Genomic DNA, 21,469 nt, shown 5'->3' on the forward strand with positions numbered 1-21,469 from the left:
TTTCAGAATTTTTCTCTTCAACCGAACCGGCTGTTTGTGTGAAGTGATTCACATCTGCCGTGTCGATGGAGGCGCATTATAGGGAGTTCTCGAACGCCTGCAATAGAAAAATTGCAGAAAAATGACTGACTGCTGCATTCCCCAGCAAAACCCCGCTTTATACCCTTTTACACACAGAATTATCCACAGGAGCATGGCAAAAGAGGGCTCAAACCCCGGTACATCCACTGCCATATAAGGAGAGAATCATCGGCTGAAAGAGAAAGATAAAAATTCGCGAGCGTTGCGCAAACGTTTTCGTTACAATGCCGCGCTATGACACGGATGCCCGGTTGGGTGCGTTAGGTGAGTTTTTAGGCAAAAACTCACCTAACGCTCTCTGTAATGTTCAAATCCTGGGGATTTAATACCATGCAACAACGTCGTCCAGTCCGCCGCGCTCTGCTCAGTGTTTCTGACAAGGCCGGTATCGTCGAATTCGCGCAGGCGCTTTCCGCTCGTGGTGTAGAGCTGCTGTCCACCGGCGGCACCGCTCGCCTGCTGGCAGATAAAGGCCTGCCGGTTACCGAAGTCTCTGACTACACCGGTTTCCCGGAAATGATGGATGGACGCGTGAAGACCCTGCATCCGAAAGTACACGGCGGCATCCTCGGTCGTCGCGGTCAGGATGACGGTATCATGCAGCAACACGGTATCGCGCCTATCGATATGGTTGTCGTTAACCTTTATCCGTTTGCCCAGACCGTCGCTCGTGAAGGGTGTTCGCTGGAAGACGCGGTGGAAAACATCGATATCGGCGGCCCGACCATGGTGCGCTCTGCGGCGAAGAACCATAAAGACGTCGCCATCGTGGTTAAGAGCAGCGACTACGACGCCATCATTAATGAGATGGACGCCAACGAAGGTTCCCTCACGCTGGACACCCGCTTCGACCTCGCCATTAAAGCCTTCGAACACACCGCCGCTTACGACAGCATGATCGCTAACTACTTCGGTAGCATGGTTCCGTCCTATCACGGCGAAAGCAAAGAAGCCGCTGGCCGCTTCCCGCGTACCCTGAATCTGAACTTCATTAAGAAGCAGGATATGCGCTACGGCGAAAACAGCCACCAGCAGGCTGCCTTCTATATAGAAGAGAATGTAAAAGAAGCCTCCGTGGCTACCGCCACCCAGCTGCAGGGCAAAGCGCTCTCCTATAACAATATTGCCGATACCGATGCGGCGCTGGAATGCGTGAAAGAGTTTAACGAGCCGGCCTGCGTTATCGTTAAGCATGCCAACCCGTGCGGCGTTGCCGTCAGCGACTCGATCCTCGACGCCTACGATCGCGCATACAAAACCGACCCAACCTCCGCGTTCGGCGGCATCATCGCCTTTAACCGCGAGCTGGATGCTGAAACCGCGCAGGCGATCATCTCTCGCCAGTTCGTCGAAGTGATCATCGCGCCATCCGCTAGCGAAGAAGCGCTGAAAATCACCGCCGCTAAGCAGAACGTCCGCGTACTGGTCTGCGGCCAGTGGGATGCTCGCGTCGCGGGTCTCGATTTCAAACGTGTCAATGGCGGCTTGCTGGTTCAGGACCGCGATCTCGGTATGGTCACCGCGGGCGAACTGCGCGTGGTTAGCAAACGTCAGCCGAGCGAGCAAGAGCTGCGCGATGCGCTGTTCTGCTGGAAAGTGGCGAAATTCGTCAAATCCAACGCCATCGTTTATGCCAAAGATAATATGACCATCGGTATAGGCGCCGGTCAGATGAGCCGCGTCTACTCAGCGAAAATTGCCGGGATTAAAGCCGGTGACGAAGGTCTGGAAGTGAAAGGTTCCGCCATGGCCTCTGACGCTTTCTTCCCGTTCCGCGATGGTATTGATGCCGCAGCCGCAGTAGGCATCACCTGCGTTATCCAACCGGGCGGTTCTATCCGCGACGAAGAAGTAATTGCCGCCGCGGACGAACATGGTATCGCCATGATCTTCACCGACATGCGCCACTTCCGCCATTAATTCACGGAGCAGCAGATGAAAGTATTAGTAATCGGCAACGGCGGGCGCGAACACGCGCTGGCCTGGAAAGCGGCCCAGTCGCCGCTGGTTGATACCGTCTATGTCGCGCCGGGCAATGCGGGTACCGCGCTGGAGCCGGCGCTGCAAAACGTCGCCATCGGCGTCACCGATATTCCGGCCCTGCTACGCTTCGCGCAGGATGAGAAAATCGATCTGACGATCGTGGGTCCGGAAGCGCCTCTGGTCATTGGCGTAGTAGACGCATTCCGTGCCGCAGGGCTCGCCATCTTCGGGCCAACCGAAGGCGCCGCGCAGCTGGAGGGTTCAAAAGCCTTCACCAAAGATTTCCTCGCTCGTCATCATATCCCGACGGCGGAATACCAGAACTTCACCGAAGTTGAGCCTGCGCTGGCTTATCTGCGGGAGAAAGGCGCGCCGATCGTCATCAAAGCCGACGGTCTGGCGGCAGGTAAAGGCGTTATCGTGGCGATGACCCTTGAGGAAGCCGAAGCGGCGGTCAAAGATATGCTGGCCGGTAACGCCTTTGGCGATGCAGGCCACCGCATCGTGATTGAAGAGTTCCTAGATGGCGAAGAAGCCAGCTTTATTGTCATGGTCGACGGCGAGCACGTCCTGCCGATGGCCACCAGCCAGGATCACAAGCGCGTCGGCAACGGCGATACCGGCCCGAACACCGGTGGCATGGGCGCTTACTCCCCGGCACCGGTGGTTACTGATGAAGTCCATCAGCGCACCATGGAGCGGATTATCTGGCCAACCGTTAAAGGTATGGCCGCTGAAGGTAACACCTATACCGGTTTCCTGTATGCCGGTCTGATGATCGACAAGCAGGGCAATCCGAAGGTTATTGAGTTCAACTGCCGTTTTGGCGATCCGGAAACCCAGCCGATCATGCTGCGCATGAAATCCGATCTGGTAGAGCTGTGCCTCGCCGCCTGCGCGGGCAAGCTGGACGAGAAAACTTCCGAGTGGGATAACCGCGCTTCGCTGGGCGTCGTGGTTGCCGCCGGTGGCTATCCGGGTAACTACAACACGGGCGATGAGATCCACGGTCTGCCGCAGAAGGAAGCGGCAGACGGTAAAGTCTTCCATGCCGGCACCAAACTGGCAGACGACCAGCGCGTAGTCACCAACGGCGGGCGCGTGCTGTGCGTGACCGCGCTGGGTGACACCGTGGCTCAGGCGCAGCAGCGCGCCTATGAACTGCTGACCGATATTCACTGGGACGGCAGCTTTAGCCGTAACGATATCGGCTGGCGCGCCATCGCGCGTGAGAAAACTAACGGCTGAGTTTTGCCAGAAGCGTTTTACGCGTAATGCCTAACTGACGGGCGGCTTCAGTTTTGTTGCCGCCCGTTTTTTCCAGCGCCGAGAGAATGACTTCTTTTTCGACTTCCACTAATGGCTGAATCAGCGCCTCATCGTTGCCAGTGACCGGCAGCGGCGCGCCCGCTATCGCCAACGGCAGTTCACGCTCGGAAATGTAGTCTCCGGTCAGCAGCACCACCGCCCGCTCCACCGCATTTTCCAGTTCGCGGATATTCCCCGGCCAGTCGTAGTGAATCAACAGGTCCATCGCCTGCGGCGTAAATCCCTGCACCGTTTTGCGATTGTGTTCGGCGTAGCGCTTAAGAAAGTGCTGCGCCAGTTGCGGAATATCTTCACGCCGCTGACGCAGCGGCGGCATATCAATAGTTACGACATTCAGGCGGTAATAGAGATCCTGGCGAAAACGCCCGGCGCTCACCTCCTCCGCCAGATTACGATGGGTGGCGGCGATTAGCCGCACATCGACAGAAAGCGTCTGATTACTGCCCACGCGCTGCACTTCGCGTTCCTGAATCGCCCGCAGAAGACGCACCTGCATCAGCGGCGAGATATCGCCAATTTCATCAAGGAACAGCGTGCCGCCATCCGCCTCGACAAAACGCCCTTCCCGCCGCCGTTCCGCGCCGGTAAAAGCCCCTTTTTCATGACCGAACAGCTCGGATTCCAGCAGCGACTCATTGAGCGCTGCGCAGTTTAGCGTCACCAGCGGCTTGTCGCGGCGCTCGCTGCAGGCGTGGATGGCGCGCGCCACCAGTTCTTTACCGGTTCCCGATTCGCCGCAGATCAGCACCGTCGCGTCCGAGGGCGCCACCAGCGTAATATTGTTGATAAGCGCCTGCATTGCCGGGCTTTCGCCAATCATGCCCCATCGTAAATCTGACGAGGCGCTGAGATCGCTCTCGCTCTGCCGGGTGTGCGCCAGCGCCTGAACCAGCGTCTGCTGTAGGGTGTCAAAATCCAGTGGCTTGATCAGATAATCCAGCGCGCCGGACTTAATAGCCTCAACCGCCGTGCCGACGCTGGAGAATGCCGTCATGATTAATACCGGAATCGCCGGGTTATAGGCTTTGATCTCTTTTAGTGTCGCGATACCGTCCATCTCCGCCATGCGGATATCGCATAGCACCAGGTCGAAGACCTGCTGATGGATCTGCTCCAGCGCCTGCAGGCCGTTGTGGGCTAACGCCACTTGATAGCCCCAGCCACGCAGCAGCGCCTGCAGAATCGTGCAGTGGCTGACGTCATCATCGACAACCAGAATCTGTACTTTATCGCTGCTCATCTTCCCTCCGTTGAGCATCCACCGGTAGCCAAAGCGTAAATATCGCTCCGGCCCCCGGCTGGCTTTCGGCGCGGATTGTCCCGCCATGTTGTTCGATAATATTCTGTACCACCGCCAGCCCCAGCCCCGTACCGTCCGCCTTGGTGGTGAAATAAGGGGTAAAGATGGCCTGTAGCTCTTCATCGCTCATCCCCTTACCGCTATCCTTAACGACAATTTTCACACGTCGCCGATCGGCTTCACTTGCCGATACGTGAATGACGCCGTCGCGGCCAATAGCCTGCATCGCGTTCAGATACAGATTCAACAGCACCTGGTTCAGACGGTCGGGGTCGGCTTTAATCGAGGTTAATTCAGGACGCGGAGTAAATTGCAGCGCGATCCCGCGACTCTGCGCATCCTGGCTTACCAGCTGCAATGAGTGATGGATAAGCGCGTTAATATCGACCGGCTGGTAGTTTAAATGGGCAGGGCGAACCAGCTCCAGCAACTCGCTGACGACCCGGTTCAGGCGGTCGGCCTCTTTGGCCATCACCAGCGCTAACTCCTGCGCCTCGCCGCCCGGCGGCGTACGCTCGGCAAAATACTTTGCCAGTCCTTTAATCGAAGAGAGCGGGTTGCGGATCTCATGCGCGACACCAGCCGCCAGATGCCCAAGGGCCATCAGTTTTTCTTTGCGGGCCATCGCCTCCTGTAGCAGCTGGCGTGAGAGACGGTAGCGGCGGAACCAGAACTGAGCGAGGATCGTCGCGACGATGACCAGCGCCGCGGCCACCAGCATGATCATCATGTTACGCAAGCCGCGAGCCTGCGCCGCATCCAGCTCGCGGCTATCAAAGGCGATAAAAATCACCTGTGGAACATTGGGCTGAGCCAGCGCGCTGTCGCAGCGCTTCATCATCCCCATATGGTGACCACGAGTAGGGTTGAGCGGGCGGAACTGGCGATAAATCTCCAGCGCCGGTTGCGGCTCGGCAAGCCGGCGCCAGCGCTCCTGTTCGCCCACCTTGAGTTCACGCATTTGCGCAGGACTGTACAGTGCGGTATCCACCTGTTGCGGATCGCTATGGGCGATAATCTTACCGTTTTCATCGGTCACCGCGAACCACAGCACACCGGGCTGCCAGGCCATCTCCTCCAGCAACGCCCGCAGCTGCGCGTGATGCATTCGCATCCCCATGCCGACACGCGTGCCGGACTCCAGGGCGCGGATCAGCACACTTCCCTTTTCTTCGATGTTTTGCCGGGCGGCGGCGGTCTCCCGACCATAATCGCGGACAATCATCGCGGAAAACAGAAGAACCAACAGGACGACCGTGCCGGTCAGCAACCAGCTCAGGGTGTCCCGGGAAAATGAGATAATGCGCGGCATGGGCGGGTCCTTATCGTGTCCTTATTCGCTATCGGAAGGATCCATCAGCAGAAATCATGCCATTTTTCCACACCGAGAAACCTGTCCTCAGACATATCGCTGGTGATTTAGCGAGTAAAAATGACTCGCGGACTCCAGCCGCAACGGGTCATTTTTACTCGCCAGAGTCACGTTTGCCGCGGGCCGGCCAGTATTGACGCGCTTTTTCAGGCTGGCATGGAAGATGCAACACAGAGGGAAACCACACAGGAGATCACGCTATGAAACGGAAACCGACTTTATCCCTCATCTTCGCGGCGATTGCCGCACTGACCTTTGGCAGTAGCGCGGCCTGGGCTGGACATCACTGGGGCTACAATAACGGAATGGGCGCGCAGGGATACAGCCAGCTCACCCAGGAACAGCAAGCGACCGTGCAGAAGCTACATGACAATTACTATGCGCAAACCAGCGCCCTGCGCCAGCAGCTGCAGTCCAAACGCTACGAGTACAATGCGCTGCTCACCGCGCAGAAGCCGGAAAGCGGAAAAATTGAAGCCGTGGCGAAGGAAATGGAAACGTTAAGCCAGCAGTTGGATCAGCAGCGGGTAAAATTTGATATCGCCCTGGCTGAAGCAGGCGTTCCTCGCGGCGCGGGTATGGGTTACGGCGGCTGCCGCGGTAATGGCGGTGGTCATATGGGCATGAACCACTGGTAAAACTCAGAACGATTTTTCGCTCGGCTGCCAGGTACAGAAGTTTTCGTTAGCCACCAGCAGCAACTGAGCGCCTTCCGGTGCTTCCAGCCACGCCACGCTCACTTCTACGGAGGAGTGATTCTGTCGGCGTTCAATATGCGCTAATGCCCGCTCATCAAGGTCAGGCTTCACGGTCTGGCCTTCACAGGTGGTTACGGTACGATCGGTATGCCAGCGCCCCTGGCGTAAAACTACCCGTCCCTGACGCAAGGCGTCACTGGTTTCACGGATTTGCTGCGCCCGATAGCGGTACAGCGCAACCTGGTCGTTGGAAAGCTGCTGCTTCTGCCCGTCGACTTCCCGCTGCATAAAGCTCAGCTCGCCCTGGGCGTCAAAGCGGGCGCGAATATGTTCCGGCGGTTTACCGTATACGTTGAGCTCAATAAGCGTTAGTTGGCCATCCTGCCAGCGGTACTCGCTGGTTGAGGTGTCGCCGCGGTGCCACGGACTAAAGGCGGCAAGCAGGTGTACTTCATCGCCGGCATCTTTGCGCCAGATGCGCATCGCACCCTGGTTATCGGCGTAGCCGCTGGCGGTAAAAGGCGGTAGAGAGGAGTCGTGACTGCAGGCGGTGAGCAATAGCGCGCCTGCCAGCGTCAGCGTGCGACGCCAGTTAGACAAAAGGGGCTTAAAAGCCCCTTCGTTAAAACTGGACACTGCCACGCGGTCTTACTTGACTGCGTCTTTCAGCGCTTTGCCAGAAACAAATGCTGGCACGTTAGCTGCAGCGATTTTGATTTCTTTACCGGTCTGCGGGTTGCGGCCAGTACGCTCAGCACGGTGGTTCACTTTGAAGGTACCGAAACCAACCAGTTGAACAGCATCACCTTCTTTCAGAGACTCGGTAATTGCAGCCAGGGTGGATTCCAGGGCAGCTTTTGCCTGTGCTTTAGACAGGTCAGCTTTGTCCGCAATTACATCAATCAGTTGAGTCTTGTTCATAAGTTATCCTTACAATGTGTTTATCGCTTGCTAAGCATCGAGTGCGACGGAAATGCCAGAAAAGCACTCTCCTGCATACACGCACCGATAGCCACTTTTTTTCGCCCCCCAAATGTAGACCAGACAGGGGGCGGAATGGAAGTCTTCAGACGCTACAATTCAGGCGGTAAATCACGTTTTGTGGTCTCATTGCTGAAAATTTATACCAATATTGCTTTCGCCGGCCTCTCGCAGGTCTGCGCGCAGCCCTTTAATCAGTTCAAGATCGCGTTCTTCGCAGTCGGCCAACAGGCGGAAAATCTCCCACTGAATGTCCCATTCTTGTTCAACCGCCGGGTTGGCTCTGAGCTCTTCATCGGTCATTTCGCGACCTTCCTGGGTCATTTCCAGCATCGCGACGGTAGTAATGGAAGTCTTACTGACCTCGATAGCATGTTCCAGCGTTTCACCGCTCAGCCGTGAGTGGATTAATTCGCTCAGCGCGACGCAGGCATCGATAGCCGGATAGACGCCGTACATGTCGTAGTCATCCGCGGACGGAATCGCCTCTTCCAGCTTTTCCAGCTGACTATCGAAATTCACCTTCGCATCTTTTACCGTCAGCGTTTCCCAGATCAGGTCAAGGATACGACGATATAACTGGCCGTCGCCGAACTCGGTTTGCTTGCAGAACATGGCGTAGTTAGGGTACATACGCTCGCACAGGCAGGCCATAAAGGTGACGTGCTGCCAGCTCTCCAGTTTCTCCAGGCGCAGGTGAATCGGGTTTTGTAACATGATGAATTCTCGAAGTCAGAAATTAGGCGCAGTGTACCTGAATCAGCCGTGATTTGCTTGCCAACGCACAAAGGAAGGCCGACGGGATGCCACGGCATCGGCCCAGCGCGTCGGCTCGGGTAGACGATAGCCCTGCATACAGCGTTCCACCCACATTAACGCGCTATCGATACCCACGCGGTGGCCGGTACTGATAAACAGCGGGTTGCAGCGTGCTTTGCTGCGCCAGACCCAGGCCAGCTGATCGCCTTTGTCGATTAATGGCGCCAGCGCGCCGGGCTCGGCGCCAAGCGGTTCAAACTTGCCGCATAAACGTTTTTTCGCTACGCCAATCGTTGGCACATCAACCATCAGGCCAAAATGGCTGGCGACGCCAAGCCGCCGGGGATGTGAAATACCGTGCCCGTCGACGAACAACAGATCGGGCTTTTGCGATAGCTGTTGCCACGCCGCCAGCAGCGCGGGGGTCTCGCGAAAGGAGAGGAAGCCGGGGATGTACGGCATCGTGGTGGCGACGCGCGCCACCTGATATTCCACCAGCTCAAGCCCCGGATAAGTTAGCAGCACCATCGCAGCGCGGGTAATTTCCCCCTCCTGCTCAAACCCCACATCGGCGCCGCCGATCAGCACCGGCGGGTCGCGATCCAATCGGTCCGCTCGTTCTACCGATGCGGCTAAAGATTGCTGTTGGGTCCGTAGCGCAGCTAAATCCATCATGCTTATCTCCTATTGGTGATATTGCGCGGAGAGACGATGCACCGCCTCAACAAAGACTCCTGCATGCTGTGGGTCGACGTCCTGATGGATGCCGTGGCCAAGGTTAAAGACATGGCCTTCGCCCTGGCCGAAGCCGGCGAGAATGTTCGCCACTTCGTCTTCAATGCGGGCGGCAGGAGCATAAAGCATCGACGGGTCCATATTGCCCTGCAGCGCCACTTTGTGGCCTACGCGACGGCGAGCATCGGCAATATCGGTGGTCCAGTCGAGACCCAGCGCATCGCAGCCGGTCTCCGCCATCGCTTCCAGCCATTGTCCGCCGCCTTTGGTGAACAGCGTTACCGGTACGCGACGGCCTTCGTTTTCCCGCAGCAGGCCATCGACGATTTTATGCATGTAGTAGAGCGAGAACTGCTGATAGTCGCGGCCGGTCAACACGCCGCCCCAGGTGTCGAAAATCATCACCGACTGCGCGCCCGCTTTGATCTGCGCGTTCAGATACAGGGTGACGCTTTTCGCCAGCTTATCCAGCAGCGCGTGCAGCGCCTGCGGTTCGGCGTACATCATCTTTTTGATGACGGTAAAGGCTTTGCTGCTGCCGCCTTCGACCATATAGGTCGCCAGCGTCCACGGGCTGCCGGAAAAACCAATCAGCGGTACTTCGCCTTTCAGTTCACGGCGAATGGTGCGCACGGCGTTCATCACGTAGCCTAATTCTTGTTCCGGGTCCGGCACCGGCAGTTTCTCGACGTCGGCTTTGCATTTCACCGGCGAGGTGAAGCGCGGGCCTTCGCCAGCTTCAAAGTACAGCCCCAGCCCCATCGCATCCGGAATCGTCAGGATGTCCGAAAAGAGGATCGCCGCATCCAGCGGGTAACGGCGCAGCGGCTGTAGCGTTACTTCGCAGGCCAGCTCGGCATTTTTACACAGCGACATGAAATCGCCCGCTTGCGCGCGGGTGGCTTTGTATTCCGGGAGATAGCGGCCCGCCTGGCGCATCATCCACACCGGGGTGACATCAACCGGCTGGCGCAGCAGCGCGCGCAGGTAACGATCGTTTTTCAGTTCGGTCATTTTTACATTCCTTTAGCGTTGATGCGCCCAGTGTAACATGTCACTCGTACTCTGCCCGACACATCGCCACCGTATCTTCGATCAGGCGTCGCGCCACCGTGCCCGGCGGCGGCAATAGCGGCAAATCGTCATAGCGATACCACTCTGCGCTCAGCAGCTCTTTCTTATCCACGACAATATCGCCGCTATCGTATTCAGCCATAAAGGCGGTCATCAATGATTGCGGGAAGGGCCACGGCTGGGAGGTCACATAGCGCAGGTTTTTCACCTTAATACCGCTCTCTTCCATCACTTCGCGGGCGACCGCCTGCTCAAGGGTTTCACCCACTTCGACAAACCCGGCCAACACCGTATGGACACCATTACGATGGCGGGTATGCTGCGCCAGAAGAATTGAATCGTCGCGACGAATGGCGACGATAATGCAGGGGGCAATTTGCGGATAATAGCGCTCGCGGCAGTGGCCGCACAGCATCGCCCACTCGGTTTTACTCACATGCATCGGGTGACCGCAGTAGCCGCAGAATTTATGCGATCGATAAAACTCGGCCAACTGGATCCCGCGCCCAGCCAGTTGGAAAAGCCCAGGATCCTGATCCAATATCTGGCGCAGCGATCCCATATCACGGCGACGATCCTGACGCACCAGCCACACCGCTTCGCCTTGCCACTCGCCGAGATGTAGCGCGCGTTCACCGACAAGATCAAAATTTACCGCTTCGCCATGTGGTAATTCCCCTGCGGGAAGCCATAATTTTTGTTCGTGACTGACGATCCACCAGCCGCGATCTAATTTTTCAATAATACGATCCATATCTATTGCGCTACCTTCGTTTTACTGGCACTTTTAACATTATATTTACATTTGCTGAGCAACGTTATTTTTAATCTTGCGGAGTCAATCATGTTAAACCAGCTGGAAAACCTGACGGAACGTGTTGGAGGCAATAACAAACTGGTCGATCGCTGGCTGCTTGTGCGTAAGCATTTGCTCGTGGCTTACTACAACCTGGTTGGCCTGAAACCCGGCAAAGAGTCCTTTATGCGGCTTAATGAAAAGGCGCTGGATGACTTTTGCCAAAGCCTGGTGGATTACCTCTCATCCGGTCATTTTAATATTTATGAACGTATTATCGGAGAAATGGAAGGGAGTACCCCTCTTTTAGCCGCTACCAAAATCTACCCGCAGCTGGAAGCCAATACCCAGCAGATGATGGACTACTACGATACCTGCCTCGAAAACGCCATCGATCATGATAACTATCTCGAATTTCAGCAGGCGCTGTCAGATATCGGCGAATCGCTGGAGGCGCGCTTCGCGCTTGAGGACAAGCTGCTGGCGCTGGTCGTCGCTCACGATCAGAAAGACAACGTTGGCGACAATATCGCGCCGACCGCTTGAGTTGTGAACCGTTAACGAGTAATTTACATACATTATCCCTCTGCGGAGGGATTTCATCTTGTCGGAGTGCCTATTTTCCACGCGAACGCTGAAGTGGAAAAGGCTGAGACCGTTTATTCGGGATCCGCGGAACCTGATCAGGCTAATACCTGCGAAGGGAACAAGAGTAAACTGCTGGTCGCACCTGCCCGTTACGGGCTGGTCGCATCTGTTACTCCATCCGTCGTCTGACAAGCCATCTCCTTTTTTTGTAACTGGAATGCGCTATGTCTACTACCAAACTGACCCGCCGGGAACAACGCGAACACGCGCAGCGATTCATTGATACGCTGGAAGGTACCGCTTTTCCCAATTCGCGCCGCATTTACATTCAAGGCTCACAGGCTGATATCCGCGTCCCGATGCGTGAAATCCAGCTCAGCCCGACGCTCATCGGCGGTGATAACGATAACCCCCAATACGAAGCCAACGAACCGATACCGGTGTATGACACCTCCGGACCTTATGGCGACCCGGAGATCAACATCGATGTCCGCCAGGGGCTGGCAAAACTACGCCAACCGTGGATCGACGCGCGTAACGACTGCGCGCCGCTCAGCGAACGCAGCTCGGCTTACACTAAAGCGCGGCTGGCCGACGATGGTCTTGATGAACTGCGCTTCGGCGGCCTGCTGACGCCTAAACGCGCCGTCGCTGGCAAATGCGTGACGCAACTACACTATGCCCGCAAGGGGATCGTCACCCCGGAGATGGAATTCATCGCCATTCGCGAAAACATGGGCCGCGAGCGTATCCGCAGCGAGGTGCTGCGCCAGCAGCATGCCGGAGAAAGCTTTGGCGCCCGCCTGCCGGACAACATTACCGCCGAATTCGTCCGCGATGAAGTCGCTGCCGGGCGAGCCATCATCCCGGCCAATATCAATCACCCGGAATCCGAGCCGATGATTATAGGCCGCAACTTCCTGGTGAAAGTGAATGCCAATATCGGCAACTCGGCGGTGACCTCTTCCATTGAAGAAGAAGTCGAGAAGCTGGTCTGGTCAACCCGCTGGGGCGCCGACACGGTAATGGACCTCTCTACCGGCCGCTATATCCACGAGACCCGCGAATGGATCCTGCGCAACAGCCCGGTGCCGATTGGTACCGTCCCGATTTACCAGGCGCTGGAGAAGGTCAACGGCATTGCTGAGAACCTGACCTGGGAAGCCTTCCGCGATACCCTGCTGGAACAGGCCGAACAGGGCGTCGACTACTTCACGATTCACGCTGGGGTGCTGCTGCGCTACGTGCCGATGACCGCGAAGCGGCTGACCGGGATCGTCTCGCGCGGCGGTTCGATCATGGCCAAGTGGTGCCTGTCGCATCATCAGGAAAACTTCCTCTACCAGCACTTCCGCGAAATCTGTGAAATCTGCGCCGCCTATGACGTGTCGCTGTCCCTCGGCGATGGTCTGCGCCCCGGCTCGATTCAGGATGCCAACGACGAGGCTCAGTTCGCCGAGCTGCATACGCTGGGCGAGCTGACTAAAATCGCCTGGGAGTATGACGTTCAGGTGATGATTGAAGGCCCCGGCCACGTGCCGATGCAGATGATTCGCCGCAATATGACCGAAGAGCTGGAGCACTGCCACGAAGCGCCGTTCTACACGCTGGGGCCGCTCACCACCGACATCGCGCCGGGCTATGATCATTTCACTTCCGGAATCGGCGCGGCAATGATTGGCTGGTTTGGCTGCGCCATGCTGTGCTACGTCACGCCAAAAGAACATCTCGGCTTGCCCAACAAAGAGGATGTAAAACAGGGGCTGATTACCTACAAAATCGCCGCCCACGCCGCCGACCTCGCTAAAGGCCACCCCGGGGCGCAGATCCGCGACAACGCGATGTCAAAAGCACGTTTCGAATTCCGCTGGGAAGACCAGTTCAACCTCGCGCTCGATCCCTTTACCGCGCGGGCCTATCACGATGAAACCTTACCGCAGGAATCCGGCAAGGTCGCCCACTTCTGCTCCATGTGCGGACCGAAATTCTGTTCGATGAAGATCACGCAGGAAGTCCGCGACTACGCCGCGAAGCAAAATATCGAAGCCGGCATGGCCGATATGTCGAATAACTTCCGCGCCCGCGGCGGTGAAATCTACCTGAAAAAGGAAAATGCCTGATGTACCAGCCTGACTTTCCGCCCGTACCGTTTCGTCTCGGGCTTTATCCGGTTGTCGATAGCGTGGCGTGGATTGAGCGCCTGCTGGAAGCCGGTGTACGCACTATTCAATTGCGGATCAAGGACCAGCGCGACAGCGACGTAGAGGATGATGTTATCGCCGCCATCGCGCTTGGCCGTCGCTATCGCGCGCGTCTGTTTATCAATGATTACTGGCAACTGGCGATTAAGCACCGGGCGTATGGCGTACATCTGGGTCAAGAGGACCTGGAAACCACCGACCTGAGCGCCATCCGTAAAGCCGGACTGCGCCTTGGCGTCTCCACTCACGACGACATGGAAATTGACGTCGCGCTGGCGGCGCGCCCTTCCTACATCGCACTGGGCCATGTCTTCCCGACACAAACCAAACAGATGCCTTCGGCGCCGCAGGGCCTCGAACAGCTTGCCGGGCATATTCAGCGGCTGGCCGATTATCCGACGGTAGCGATAGGCGGCATCAGTCTGGATAAAGCGCCGGGCGTACTGGCGACCGGCGTTGGCAGCATCGCGGTCGTCAGCGCCATTACCCAGGCAGCAGACTGGCGGGCTGCCACTGCACAACTGTTAGCGCTGGCGGGAGCAGGCGATGAATGATCACGATTTCATGCGCTATAGCCGCCAGTTGCTGCTGGAAGATATCGCCATTGAGGGACAGCAGAAACTGTTAGCCAGCCGGGCGCTGATTATTGGCCTGGGCGGCTTAGGTTCGCCGGCGGCGCTATATCTGGCGGGGGCCGGCGTCGGGACGCTGACGCTGGCCGATGACGACGCGGTGCATCTCAGCAACCTGCAGCGGCAAATTCTGTTCACCAGCGACGATATCGACCAGCCAAAAGCCGCGGCGGCAAAGACGCGGCTCAACCAACTCAATCCGCAAATCCGCCTCGTGGCGCTACAGCAGCGTTTAAGCGGCGAGGCGCTGCGCGCTGAAGTGGCGAAAGCCGACGTGGTGCTGGACTGTACCGATAACATGATCGCCCGCCAGGCGATTAACGCCGCCTGCGTCGCCCTTGAGACGCCGCTGGTGACCGCCAGCGCCGTCGGCTTCGGCGGCCAGTTGATGGTGCTGACGCCCCCCTGGGCGCAGGGCTGCTATCGCTGCCTGTGGCCGGACACCGCCGAACCGCAACGTAACTGCCGCACCGCGGGGATCGTCGGTCCGGTCGTCGGCATGATGGGGACGCTGCAGGCGCTGGAGGCCATAAAGCTCCTTAGCGGCATGGCGACGCCGCGCAACACGCTACGGCTGTTTGATGCCCGCACCAGCAACTGGCGCAACCTTGCGCTGCAAAAGGCCCAGGGCTGCCCGGTATGCGGAGGCCATGATGCAAGTCTGGTTTAACGACGAACCGCTGGAGTGCGCGGACAACCTCAGCGTAAGCGCCCTGCTCAGCCAACTGGAGCAGCTCCAGCCCGGCGTTGCGCTGGCGCTCAATCAACACATCCTGCCACGCGAACGGTGGGAAGATCATCTCTTGCAGGAAGGCGATCGGGTCCTGCTTTTTCAGGTTATCGCCGGAGGCTGACATGTTACGTATTGCTGATAAGACTTTTGAATCCCACCTTTTTACCGGAACCGGCAAATTTGCCGCCCCGGAGGTGATGGTCGAGGCGATTCGCGCCTCGGGAAGCCAGCTGGTGACGCTGGCGATGAAGCGCGTCGATTTACGCCAGAACAATGACGCGATTCTCGCGCCGCTGTTGGCGGCGGGCGTTAACCTGCTGCCGAATACCTCAGGCGCCAAGACGGCGGAAGAAGCGGTATTTGCCGCCCGCCTGGCGCGGGAAGCCTTAGGCACCCACTGGTTGAAACTGGAGATCCACCCGGACGCTCGCTGGCTGCTGCCTGACCCCATTGAAACCCTGAAGGCGGCGGAGCTACTGGTGCGCGAAGGGTTTGTCGTCCTGCCCTATTGCGGCGCCGACCCGGTCCTGTGCAAACGGCTGGAAGAGGCTGGCTGCGCGGCGGTAATGCCGTTGGGCGCGCCGATAGGCTCCAACCAGGGGCTGGAAACCAAAGCCATGCTGGAGATTATTATCGAACAGGCGACGGTACCGGTGGTGGTTGATGCCGGGATCGGCGTGCCGAGCCACGCGGCGCAGGCGCTGGAGATGGGCGCTGATGCGGTGCTGGTCAACACCGCCATTGCCGTCGCCGACGATCCTGTCGCCATGGCTCGCGCCTTCCGCATGGCGGTCGATGCCGGATTGCTGGCGCGTCAGGCCGGACCGGGAACGCGCAGTACTCAGGCGCAGGCCACCAGCCCGCTGACCGGCTTTCTGGAGGCGCTGGCATGAAAACTTTTAGCGATCGCTGGCGGCAGCTGGAGTGGGATGACATCCGCCTGCGCATCAACAGCAAAACCGCCGCCGACGTCGAACGAGCGCTGGCGGCAAAGCAGCTCACCCGCGATGACATGATGGCTCTGCTCTCTCCTGCCGCGGCCGATTACCTTGAACCGCTGGCCCAGCGCGCTCAGCGCCTCACCCGGCAGCGCTTCGGCAACACCGTCAGCTTTTACGTACCGTTGTATTTGTCCAACCTGTGCGCCAACGACTGTACCTACTGCGGCTTCTCAATGAGTAATCGCATTAAGCGCAAGACGCTGGATGAAGCAGAGATTGCCCGCGAATGCGCCGCAATCCGCAATTTAGGCTTTGAGCATTTGTTACTGGTCACCGGCGAACATCAGAGTAAGGTCGGAATGGATTATTTCCGCCAGCATCTGCCATCCATCCGCCGCCAGTTTGCCTCGCTGCATATGGAAGTGCAGCCGCTGGCGACCGAAGAGTATGCCGAACTAAAAACGCTGGGGCTTGATGGGGTGATGGTCTACCAGGAGACCTACCATGAAGGCATGTATGCCCAGCACCACTTGAAAGGTAAAAAGCAGGATTTCTTCTGGCGCCTTGATACACCGGATCGCCTGGGCGAAGCGGGGATCGACAAGATCGGCCTCGGCGCGCTCATTGGTCTTTCCGACAGCTGGCGGGTGGACTGCTTTATGGTCGCCGAACATCTGCTATGGCTACAGCAGCGCTACTGGCGCAGCCGTTACTCTATCTCCTTCCCGCGTTTACGCCCTTGTGCCGGAGGGATTGCGCCAGCCTCGCTGATGGACGAACGTCAGCTGGTGCAGACCATTTGCGCCTTCCGCCTGCTGGCGCCGGAGGTTGAGCTGTCGCTCTCGACCCGTGAATCACCGTGGTTCCGCGACCGGGTGATCCCGCTGGCGATTAACAACGTCAGCGCGTTCTCCAAAACCCAGCCCGGCGGCTACGCCGACGATCATCCGGAACTTGAGCAATTTGCGCCACACGACGATCGCCGTCCTGAAGAGGTCGCCAGCGCGCTGGCCGCCCGTGGCCTGCAGCCGGTATGGAAAGACTGGGATAGCTGGCTGGGACGCACCTCGCAATCATCATGAAGCATGCTGCAAGCAGCTGATTATTTTGCGTGCCTGCACGAGAGATGAAAAACGGAGGCTCGCCGAACTGCCGCCGTTTTTCTATTCTGCCCTGGTCAGCAGCGGACGCTGACCAGGGCGAGCTTTTCTTTCCTCTCTTCGCCCTGCCTCTACCGTCCGCACTGCCGCAAACATATTGCTATCAAATATTAATCACGATGATGAGCGCACTCAGCGTTATAATTTAGCGATAGTTACCTGATTCGCTAAGCAGGCATGCTGGCTTAACCTGCGTCTAAACCCACGGTTTATAAATCCCGGACGATTAACAACTTATGGCACGCCACAACAGAAAGCTCTCTTTTACTACGCCAATCGTAGTGGGGTTTGCGGGGATTTTGCTCAGTTTTTTACTGATCGCAATCTTTGTTACCGCGACGCAGAAGAAAAACTTTCTTGAAGATTATCACCATATTAACCGCAACTTCACCCATAACCTTGCGGTGAACTACACCGAATCGCTGCTGCGCGAAAATGACTACATTCTGGCGCGCGCGACGAAATACTTTGCCCGCGACGATGCGCTCAATAGCGCCGTAAATCTCAATCCGCAAAAGGGTCTGGACGATTTGATGCGTCTGCAGGAGCTGATGCCGACGGTCTCCTCCATTTCGCTTGCCGATACTCTTGGTCATTATCTGCGCGCCCCCGAAGTGATGGAAGGCGATGAGAGCCGCACGTTTGATCCAAAAACGCGCCCCTGGTTTATTCGCCAGGCGGAAGCCAGTACCTTCAGCCTCTATACCACTCCTTACCTTGACTACTTCACCCACCACCCTACCGTTACCGTCTACCGGCCTGTCATTTCACCGCAGGGAAGGCTCAAAGGTAGTCTGGCATTTCATATGGATCTGACCTCAATGGGCTACGCGTTACGGCAGATTGTCTCGCCGGTACAGGGCGAGTTTTTTGTCGTGCAACGCGACGGCAAAGTGGTTATCCATCCCGATACCGGCGCGCTATTTAAAACCTACGTTAGCGCGGAACTGATGGACAAAATGACCAGCGCGGAAGGCCAACTTTATGATGAGGAACATAAGGCCTGGTACTACTACTATTCCTTTACCAACCCTGACTGGTTCGTTATTTTCCGCGTCACCGATGCCACCCTTGATGACCTGACGCGCTATGAAACCGATATTGTCGCCTGGGGATTCGCCCTCGCCGCCATTGTCATCGTCCTGTTCGGGCTATATCTGCGCCACGCTTCGCGTACCGTACTGATGAACATCATTAACGCCATTAAGACCGGCGACGTCAAACGCGCGCCGCGGCTGGAAGCCATGCTCAGCAAAGCGATCGAGAGCAATAAACAGCGTGAGCTCACCTATGTCCGCCAGGCCACCATCGATGCGCTAACCGGCTGCAAAAATCGCCGCGCCTTCGACAGCGATATCGCCGCCCTGATGAACGATCACCAGCCTTTCGCCCTCGCGTTGGTCGATATCGACAACTTTAAATCAATTAATGATACCTGGGGCCACCTCAATGGCGACATCGTGCTGCGCAACGTCGCACGTGAAGGGATACAGATCCTGCAGCCGCAGGAGATCTCGCTTTACCGCTACGGCGGCGAAGAGTTTGCCGTTATCTTCCCTGCCGAACATATCGACAACGCGCTCACCATTCTGGAGAGCTGGCGCCTTAACGTTGCCAGCCGAACCTGGCGCGAAGAAGGATTAACCGTCACCTTTAGCGCCGGCCTCGGGGAATGGAATATGGAGCCGCTGGAAAAACTGGTCGTTAGCGTGGATGAAGCGTTGTATAAGGCCAAACAGCAGGGCAAGAATCGAATCGTGCGCGCCTGAGCACAACTCCCTGATAGCCCGCTTTTGCGGGCTTTTTTATCTCGGCCGCTGCAAAATTGAAACCGGTTTCATTTTTTGTGATGTTTTACACACAATCATGGTGAAGCGGTTGTGCCGCGCCGCCGCCCGCGATAAAGATGATGCATCAAGGAACATACATAAGGGCGATGAAACTATGAAGAATATCGTTTTATGCTGTGCCGCAGGAATGTCCACCAGCATGCTGGTGCAACGCATGAAAGAGGCCGCGCAAAAGAAAGGCATCGAAGTCTCGATCAAAGCTGTGCCGGTAGCGGAGTTCAAAGATAACCTGGCTGCGGCGGATATTATCCTGCTCGGCCCACAGGTGAAGTACGAGCAGGCGAAACTACAGGCGCTAGCCGACCCGGTCGGTAAAAAGGTCGCCGTTATTGACATGATGGATTACGGCATGATGAAAGGCGATGCCGTTCTGGATAAAGCCCTGAAGCTGATGGAGTAAGGCATGGAAGATTTAGAGACGATTATCATGGAGCTGCTGGTCAACGCCGGCTCCGCACGCAGTTCTGCCCTCACCGCCCTGCAGCAGGCGCGTAAAGGCGATTTCGCCGCCGCCGAACAGGCTATGGCCGACTCCCACGAATTCGTGAAGCATGCGCATAAAATCCAGACCCAGCTTATCGGTCTGGACGAAGGCAGCGGCAAGCTGCCGGTGAACCTGATTACCGTGCATTCCCAGGATCATCTAATGAACGCGATGGTGATTCAGGATTTAGCAACCGATATGATCGAACTGTATCGCCGCCTGCCGCCCGCACAATAATCCCGCTGATTTATCAGGCGCCGCCAGCGGCGCCTGTCTCACTTACAGAAAACCGTACATCGCCGCGAACACCCAGCCAAAGACGCAAGAAACGCTCACGCCAATTAATCCCGGCAGGATAAAGCTATGGTTTATGACGAAGCGGCCAATATGGGTCGTACCTGAACGGTCAAACTGAATCGCCGCCAGATCGCTTGGGTAAGTCGGCAGGATGTAATAGCCGTAGCAGGCGGGCGCGGAAGCCACGATATAGGCCGGGTCAACGCCGATCGCCAGCGCCACCGGGACAATCGCCGCCAGCGCCGCCGCCTGAGAGTTGACGAACTTCGATACCAATAACAGCACGATAGCGTAGGCCCACGGGTACTCCTTCACCATCTCTCCGAGCACGCCTTTAATCTCGGTCATGTGCGCGCCGAACATGGTTTCCGCCATCCATGCAATACCGTACACCGCGACGATAGCGATCATCCCCGAGCGGAAAACCTCATTTTTAGAAATCGACGCCGGGTTAGTTTTGGTAATGATGATGATAAGCGCCCCGGAGAGCAGCATGAACATCTGGATCACCAGTACCATTGAGAGAGGCTTACCATCGAACGCCGGGCGCAGTTCGGAAAACGCGCCAAGCAGCGCCACTACGGCGATTGAGGCAAGGAAGATCCACATCGCGATCCAGTTGCTGGTCGGCAGCTTTTTATCCAATAGCGTGGCCGTATCGCCATAAACATAATGACGGTTTTCCGGTACTGCAATAAACGCCTGGAAGGTCTCGTCTTTATCAAGGTCCTTACCGCGGAACCAGCTGAAGATGCCAATCGCCAAAATCCCCAGTAGCGTTGACGGAATGGTTATCGCCAGTAGATCGAGAAACTCAAGGTGCTTACCATTAAAGGTAAAATTCCCGAGCATCGCCACCAGCGAGACCACCGCCACCGAAACCGGACTGGCAATGATCCCCATCTGAGCGCCAATCGAGCTCGCCGCCATCGGCCGCTCCGGGCGAATATTATTTTTAATCGCTACGTCGTAAATAATTGGCAGGATCGTATACACCACGTGGCCGGTACCGCACAGGATCGTCAGCGTACAGGTGACGAATGGCGCAACGATAGAAACGTATTTGGGGTTGCGCCGCAGGAGCTTCTCGGCAATCTGCAGCATCACGTCTAAACCGCCGGATGCCTGTAGCGTCGCCGAGGCGGCCACCACCGCGATAATCACCAGCATGACATCAACCGGCGGTTTTCCTGGTTTAAGATGAAAGACAAAAACTAAGATAACTAAGCCAATGCCGCCTAAAAGGCCGAGCGCAATGCCACCCTTTTTCGCGCCGTAGAACAGACAAATTAAGATAATGATGAGCTGTATAGCAAATTCCATGCATCCCCCAGAAGCTATCCATTAATAACGACAATACTCTCCGCCTTATTTTTATTTTGCTCACCACCTCCATTGCCTTTTAACAGGCGCAGTGAACCCCTCAGTTGCGGTAAACCGAAAAGGATGGGGAAAAGTAATCACATGATTCTTTG

At 57.0% G+C, this 21,469-nt stretch carries 22 protein-coding genes and 1 riboswitch; of the genes, 13 read left to right on the forward strand and 9 right to left on the reverse strand.

Going from position 1 to position 21,469, the window contains the following annotated elements; all coding sequences use genetic code 11:
• Window positions 1–411: 411 nt before the first annotated feature.
• Window positions 412–2,001: a bifunctional phosphoribosylaminoimidazolecarboxamide formyltransferase/IMP cyclohydrolase gene (gene purH / locus ABLU80_RS13000; protein WP_020079892.1), complete on the forward strand. Its 1,590-nt coding sequence runs from the start codon at window positions 412–414 to the stop codon at window positions 1,999–2,001.
• A 15-nt stretch (window positions 2,002–2,016) separates the two neighbouring features.
• Window positions 2,017–3,312 carry a phosphoribosylamine--glycine ligase gene (gene purD / locus ABLU80_RS13005; protein WP_049034392.1) on the forward strand — a complete coding sequence of 432 codons (1,296 nt, stop codon included), beginning with the start codon at window positions 2,017–2,019 and terminating at the stop codon, window positions 3,310–3,312.
• Here purD and zraR read toward each other — a convergent pair.
• Window positions 3,302–4,633 (reverse strand): sigma-54-dependent response regulator transcription factor ZraR, encoded by a 1,332-nt coding sequence (gene zraR, locus ABLU80_RS13010; protein ID WP_348850053.1) that lies wholly within the window; start codon window positions 4,631–4,633, stop codon window positions 3,302–3,304. The two genes, purD and zraR, sit on opposite strands and share 11 nt — an antisense overlap.
• Window positions 4,620–6,005: a two-component system sensor histidine kinase ZraS gene (gene zraS, locus ABLU80_RS13015; RefSeq protein ID WP_348850054.1), complete on the reverse strand. Its 1,386-nt coding sequence runs from the start codon at window positions 6,003–6,005 to the stop codon at window positions 4,620–4,622. Before zraS ends, zraR begins: the two co-directional genes overlap by 14 nt.
• Before the next feature lie 260 nt (window positions 6,006–6,265).
• Between zraS and zraP the strand changes: the two genes are divergently transcribed.
• Window positions 6,266–6,703: a zinc resistance sensor/chaperone ZraP gene (gene zraP, locus ABLU80_RS13020; RefSeq protein WP_045380661.1), complete on the forward strand. Its 438-nt coding sequence runs from the start codon at window positions 6,266–6,268 to the stop codon at window positions 6,701–6,703.
• 3 nt (window positions 6,704–6,706) lie between these two features.
• Here zraP and ABLU80_RS13025 read toward each other — a convergent pair whose 3' ends face one another.
• The 6 genes from ABLU80_RS13025 to nudC all read right to left on the reverse strand — a co-directional run bounded on the left by ABLU80_RS13025 (window position 6,707) and on the right by nudC (window position 11,066).
• Window positions 6,707–7,399 carry a DUF1481 domain-containing protein gene (locus ABLU80_RS13025; protein ID WP_045380692.1) on the reverse strand — a complete coding sequence of 231 codons (693 nt, stop codon included), beginning with the start codon at window positions 7,397–7,399 and terminating at the stop codon, window positions 6,707–6,709.
• A 12-nt stretch (window positions 7,400–7,411) separates the two neighbouring features.
• On the reverse strand, window positions 7,412–7,684 hold the full coding sequence (gene hupA, locus ABLU80_RS13030; RefSeq protein ID WP_002884342.1) for a nucleoid-associated protein HU-alpha: 273 nt from the start codon (window positions 7,682–7,684) through the stop codon (window positions 7,412–7,414).
• Between the two features lie 186 nt (window positions 7,685–7,870).
• Entirely contained in the window at window positions 7,871–8,461 is a 591-nt protein-coding gene (locus ABLU80_RS13035) for a YjaG family protein (protein ID WP_015704016.1), read from the reverse strand.
• 42 nt (window positions 8,462–8,503) lie between these two features.
• Entirely contained in the window at window positions 8,504–9,175 is a 672-nt protein-coding gene (nfi, locus tag ABLU80_RS13040) for a deoxyribonuclease V (RefSeq protein ID WP_015704015.1), read from the reverse strand.
• A gap of 12 nt (window positions 9,176–9,187) precedes the next feature.
• Window positions 9,188–10,252, reverse strand: coding sequence for a uroporphyrinogen decarboxylase (gene hemE / locus ABLU80_RS13045; protein WP_348850056.1), 1,065 nt, complete (start codon window positions 10,250–10,252; stop codon window positions 9,188–9,190).
• Window positions 10,253–10,292: 40 nt separating this feature from the next.
• Window positions 10,293–11,066 (reverse strand): NAD(+) diphosphatase, encoded by a 774-nt coding sequence (gene nudC / locus ABLU80_RS13050; RefSeq protein ID WP_032715416.1) that lies wholly within the window; start codon window positions 11,064–11,066, stop codon window positions 10,293–10,295.
• A 90-nt stretch (window positions 11,067–11,156) separates the two neighbouring features.
• On the opposite strand from nudC, the gene ABLU80_RS13055 reads away from it, so the two are divergent.
• From ABLU80_RS13055 to ABLU80_RS13100, 10 genes are all read left to right on the forward strand, one after another.
• Window positions 11,157–11,654 carry an Rsd/AlgQ family anti-sigma factor gene (locus ABLU80_RS13055; protein WP_015368814.1) on the forward strand — a complete coding sequence of 166 codons (498 nt, stop codon included), beginning with the start codon at window positions 11,157–11,159 and terminating at the stop codon, window positions 11,652–11,654.
• A 52-nt stretch (window positions 11,655–11,706) separates the two neighbouring features.
• A riboswitch (TPP riboswitch) is annotated at window positions 11,707–11,831 on the forward strand.
• Between the two features lie 89 nt (window positions 11,832–11,920).
• Window positions 11,921–13,816 carry a phosphomethylpyrimidine synthase ThiC gene (gene thiC, locus ABLU80_RS13060; RefSeq protein WP_086630643.1) on the forward strand — a complete coding sequence of 632 codons (1,896 nt, stop codon included), beginning with the start codon at window positions 11,921–11,923 and terminating at the stop codon, window positions 13,814–13,816.
• A complete protein-coding gene (gene thiE, locus ABLU80_RS13065) occupies window positions 13,816–14,451 on the forward strand; it encodes a thiamine phosphate synthase (protein WP_045367996.1) in 636 nt (211 codons plus the stop codon). The genes thiC and thiE overlap by 1 nt, the downstream gene beginning before the upstream one ends.
• Entirely contained in the window at window positions 14,444–15,199 is a 756-nt protein-coding gene (locus ABLU80_RS13070; RefSeq protein WP_015704011.1) for a HesA/MoeB/ThiF family protein, read from the forward strand. Before thiE ends, ABLU80_RS13070 begins: the two co-directional genes overlap by 8 nt.
• Entirely contained in the window at window positions 15,183–15,383 is a 201-nt protein-coding gene (thiS, locus tag ABLU80_RS13075; protein ID WP_015704010.1) for a sulfur carrier protein ThiS, read from the forward strand. The genes ABLU80_RS13070 and thiS overlap by 17 nt, the downstream gene beginning before the upstream one ends.
• Window position 15,384: 1 nt before the next feature.
• A complete protein-coding gene (gene thiG / locus ABLU80_RS13080) occupies window positions 15,385–16,155 on the forward strand; it encodes a thiazole synthase (protein ID WP_015368818.1) in 771 nt (256 codons plus the stop codon).
• Window positions 16,152–17,285 carry a 2-iminoacetate synthase ThiH gene (thiH, locus tag ABLU80_RS13085; protein ID WP_045389860.1) on the forward strand — a complete coding sequence of 378 codons (1,134 nt, stop codon included), beginning with the start codon at window positions 16,152–16,154 and terminating at the stop codon, window positions 17,283–17,285. Before thiG ends, thiH begins: the two co-directional genes overlap by 4 nt.
• Before the next feature lie 314 nt (window positions 17,286–17,599).
• Window positions 17,600–19,132 (forward strand): sensor domain-containing diguanylate cyclase, encoded by a 1,533-nt coding sequence (locus ABLU80_RS13090; protein ID WP_020079905.1) that lies wholly within the window; start codon window positions 17,600–17,602, stop codon window positions 19,130–19,132.
• A gap of 175 nt (window positions 19,133–19,307) precedes the next feature.
• A complete protein-coding gene (locus tag ABLU80_RS13095) occupies window positions 19,308–19,613 on the forward strand; it encodes a PTS sugar transporter subunit IIB (protein ID WP_015704006.1) in 306 nt (101 codons plus the stop codon).
• A 3-nt stretch (window positions 19,614–19,616) separates the two neighbouring features.
• Window positions 19,617–19,934 (forward strand): PTS lactose/cellobiose transporter subunit IIA, encoded by a 318-nt coding sequence (locus ABLU80_RS13100; protein ID WP_015704005.1) that lies wholly within the window; start codon window positions 19,617–19,619, stop codon window positions 19,932–19,934.
• 42 nt (window positions 19,935–19,976) lie between these two features.
• Here the strand turns inward: ABLU80_RS13100 and dcuB are convergent, their stop codons facing one another.
• Window positions 19,977–21,317, reverse strand: a complete 1,341-nt coding sequence (dcuB, locus tag ABLU80_RS13105; protein ID WP_015368823.1) for an anaerobic C4-dicarboxylate transporter DcuB — start codon at window positions 21,315–21,317, stop codon at window positions 19,977–19,979.
• Between the last annotated feature and the right edge of the window lie 152 nt (window positions 21,318–21,469).

The organism is Klebsiella sp. CN_Kp104 (assembly GCF_040064515.1).
Classification (GTDB): Bacteria; Pseudomonadota; Gammaproteobacteria; order Enterobacterales; family Enterobacteriaceae; genus Klebsiella; species Klebsiella aerogenes.

Excerpts from the sequence above, each read along its gene's own strand:
- hemE (WP_348850056.1), bottom strand. The coding sequence starts at position 10,252 with ATGACCGAACTGAAAAACGATCGTTACCTGCGCGCGCTGCTGCGCCAG.
- nudC (WP_032715416.1), bottom strand. The coding sequence starts at position 11,066 with ATGGATCGTATTATTGAAAAATTAGATCGCGGCTGGTGGATCGTCAGT.
- zraP (WP_045380661.1), top strand. The coding sequence starts at position 6,266 with ATGAAACGGAAACCGACTTTATCCCTCATCTTCGCGGCGATTGCCGCA.
- thiH (WP_045389860.1), top strand. The coding sequence starts at position 16,152 with ATGAAAACTTTTAGCGATCGCTGGCGGCAGCTGGAGTGGGATGACATC.
- ABLU80_RS13070 (WP_015704011.1), top strand. The coding sequence starts at position 14,444 with ATGAATGATCACGATTTCATGCGCTATAGCCGCCAGTTGCTGCTGGAA.
- nfi (WP_015704015.1), bottom strand. The coding sequence starts at position 9,175 with ATGGATTTAGCTGCGCTACGGACCCAACAGCAATCTTTAGCCGCATCG.
- ABLU80_RS13090 (WP_020079905.1), top strand. The coding sequence starts at position 17,600 with ATGGCACGCCACAACAGAAAGCTCTCTTTTACTACGCCAATCGTAGTG.
- purD (WP_049034392.1), top strand. The coding sequence starts at position 2,017 with ATGAAAGTATTAGTAATCGGCAACGGCGGGCGCGAACACGCGCTGGCC.
- zraS (WP_348850054.1), bottom strand. The coding sequence starts at position 6,005 with ATGCCGCGCATTATCTCATTTTCCCGGGACACCCTGAGCTGGTTGCTG.
- ABLU80_RS13055 (WP_015368814.1), top strand. The coding sequence starts at position 11,157 with ATGTTAAACCAGCTGGAAAACCTGACGGAACGTGTTGGAGGCAATAAC.
- hupA (WP_002884342.1), bottom strand. The coding sequence starts at position 7,684 with ATGAACAAGACTCAACTGATTGATGTAATTGCGGACAAAGCTGACCTG.
- thiS (WP_015704010.1), top strand. The coding sequence starts at position 15,183 with ATGCAAGTCTGGTTTAACGACGAACCGCTGGAGTGCGCGGACAACCTC.
- zraR (WP_348850053.1), bottom strand. The coding sequence starts at position 4,633 with ATGAGCAGCGATAAAGTACAGATTCTGGTTGTCGATGATGACGTCAGC.
- ABLU80_RS13035 (WP_015704016.1), bottom strand. The coding sequence starts at position 8,461 with ATGTTACAAAACCCGATTCACCTGCGCCTGGAGAAACTGGAGAGCTGG.
- thiC (WP_086630643.1), top strand. The coding sequence starts at position 11,921 with ATGTCTACTACCAAACTGACCCGCCGGGAACAACGCGAACACGCGCAG.
- purH (WP_020079892.1), top strand. The coding sequence starts at position 412 with ATGCAACAACGTCGTCCAGTCCGCCGCGCTCTGCTCAGTGTTTCTGAC.
- thiG (WP_015368818.1), top strand. The coding sequence starts at position 15,385 with ATGTTACGTATTGCTGATAAGACTTTTGAATCCCACCTTTTTACCGGA.
- ABLU80_RS13095 (WP_015704006.1), top strand. The coding sequence starts at position 19,308 with ATGAAGAATATCGTTTTATGCTGTGCCGCAGGAATGTCCACCAGCATG.
- dcuB (WP_015368823.1), bottom strand. The coding sequence starts at position 21,317 with ATGGAATTTGCTATACAGCTCATCATTATCTTAATTTGTCTGTTCTAC.
- ABLU80_RS13100 (WP_015704005.1), top strand. The coding sequence starts at position 19,617 with ATGGAAGATTTAGAGACGATTATCATGGAGCTGCTGGTCAACGCCGGC.
- thiE (WP_045367996.1), top strand. The coding sequence starts at position 13,816 with ATGTACCAGCCTGACTTTCCGCCCGTACCGTTTCGTCTCGGGCTTTAT.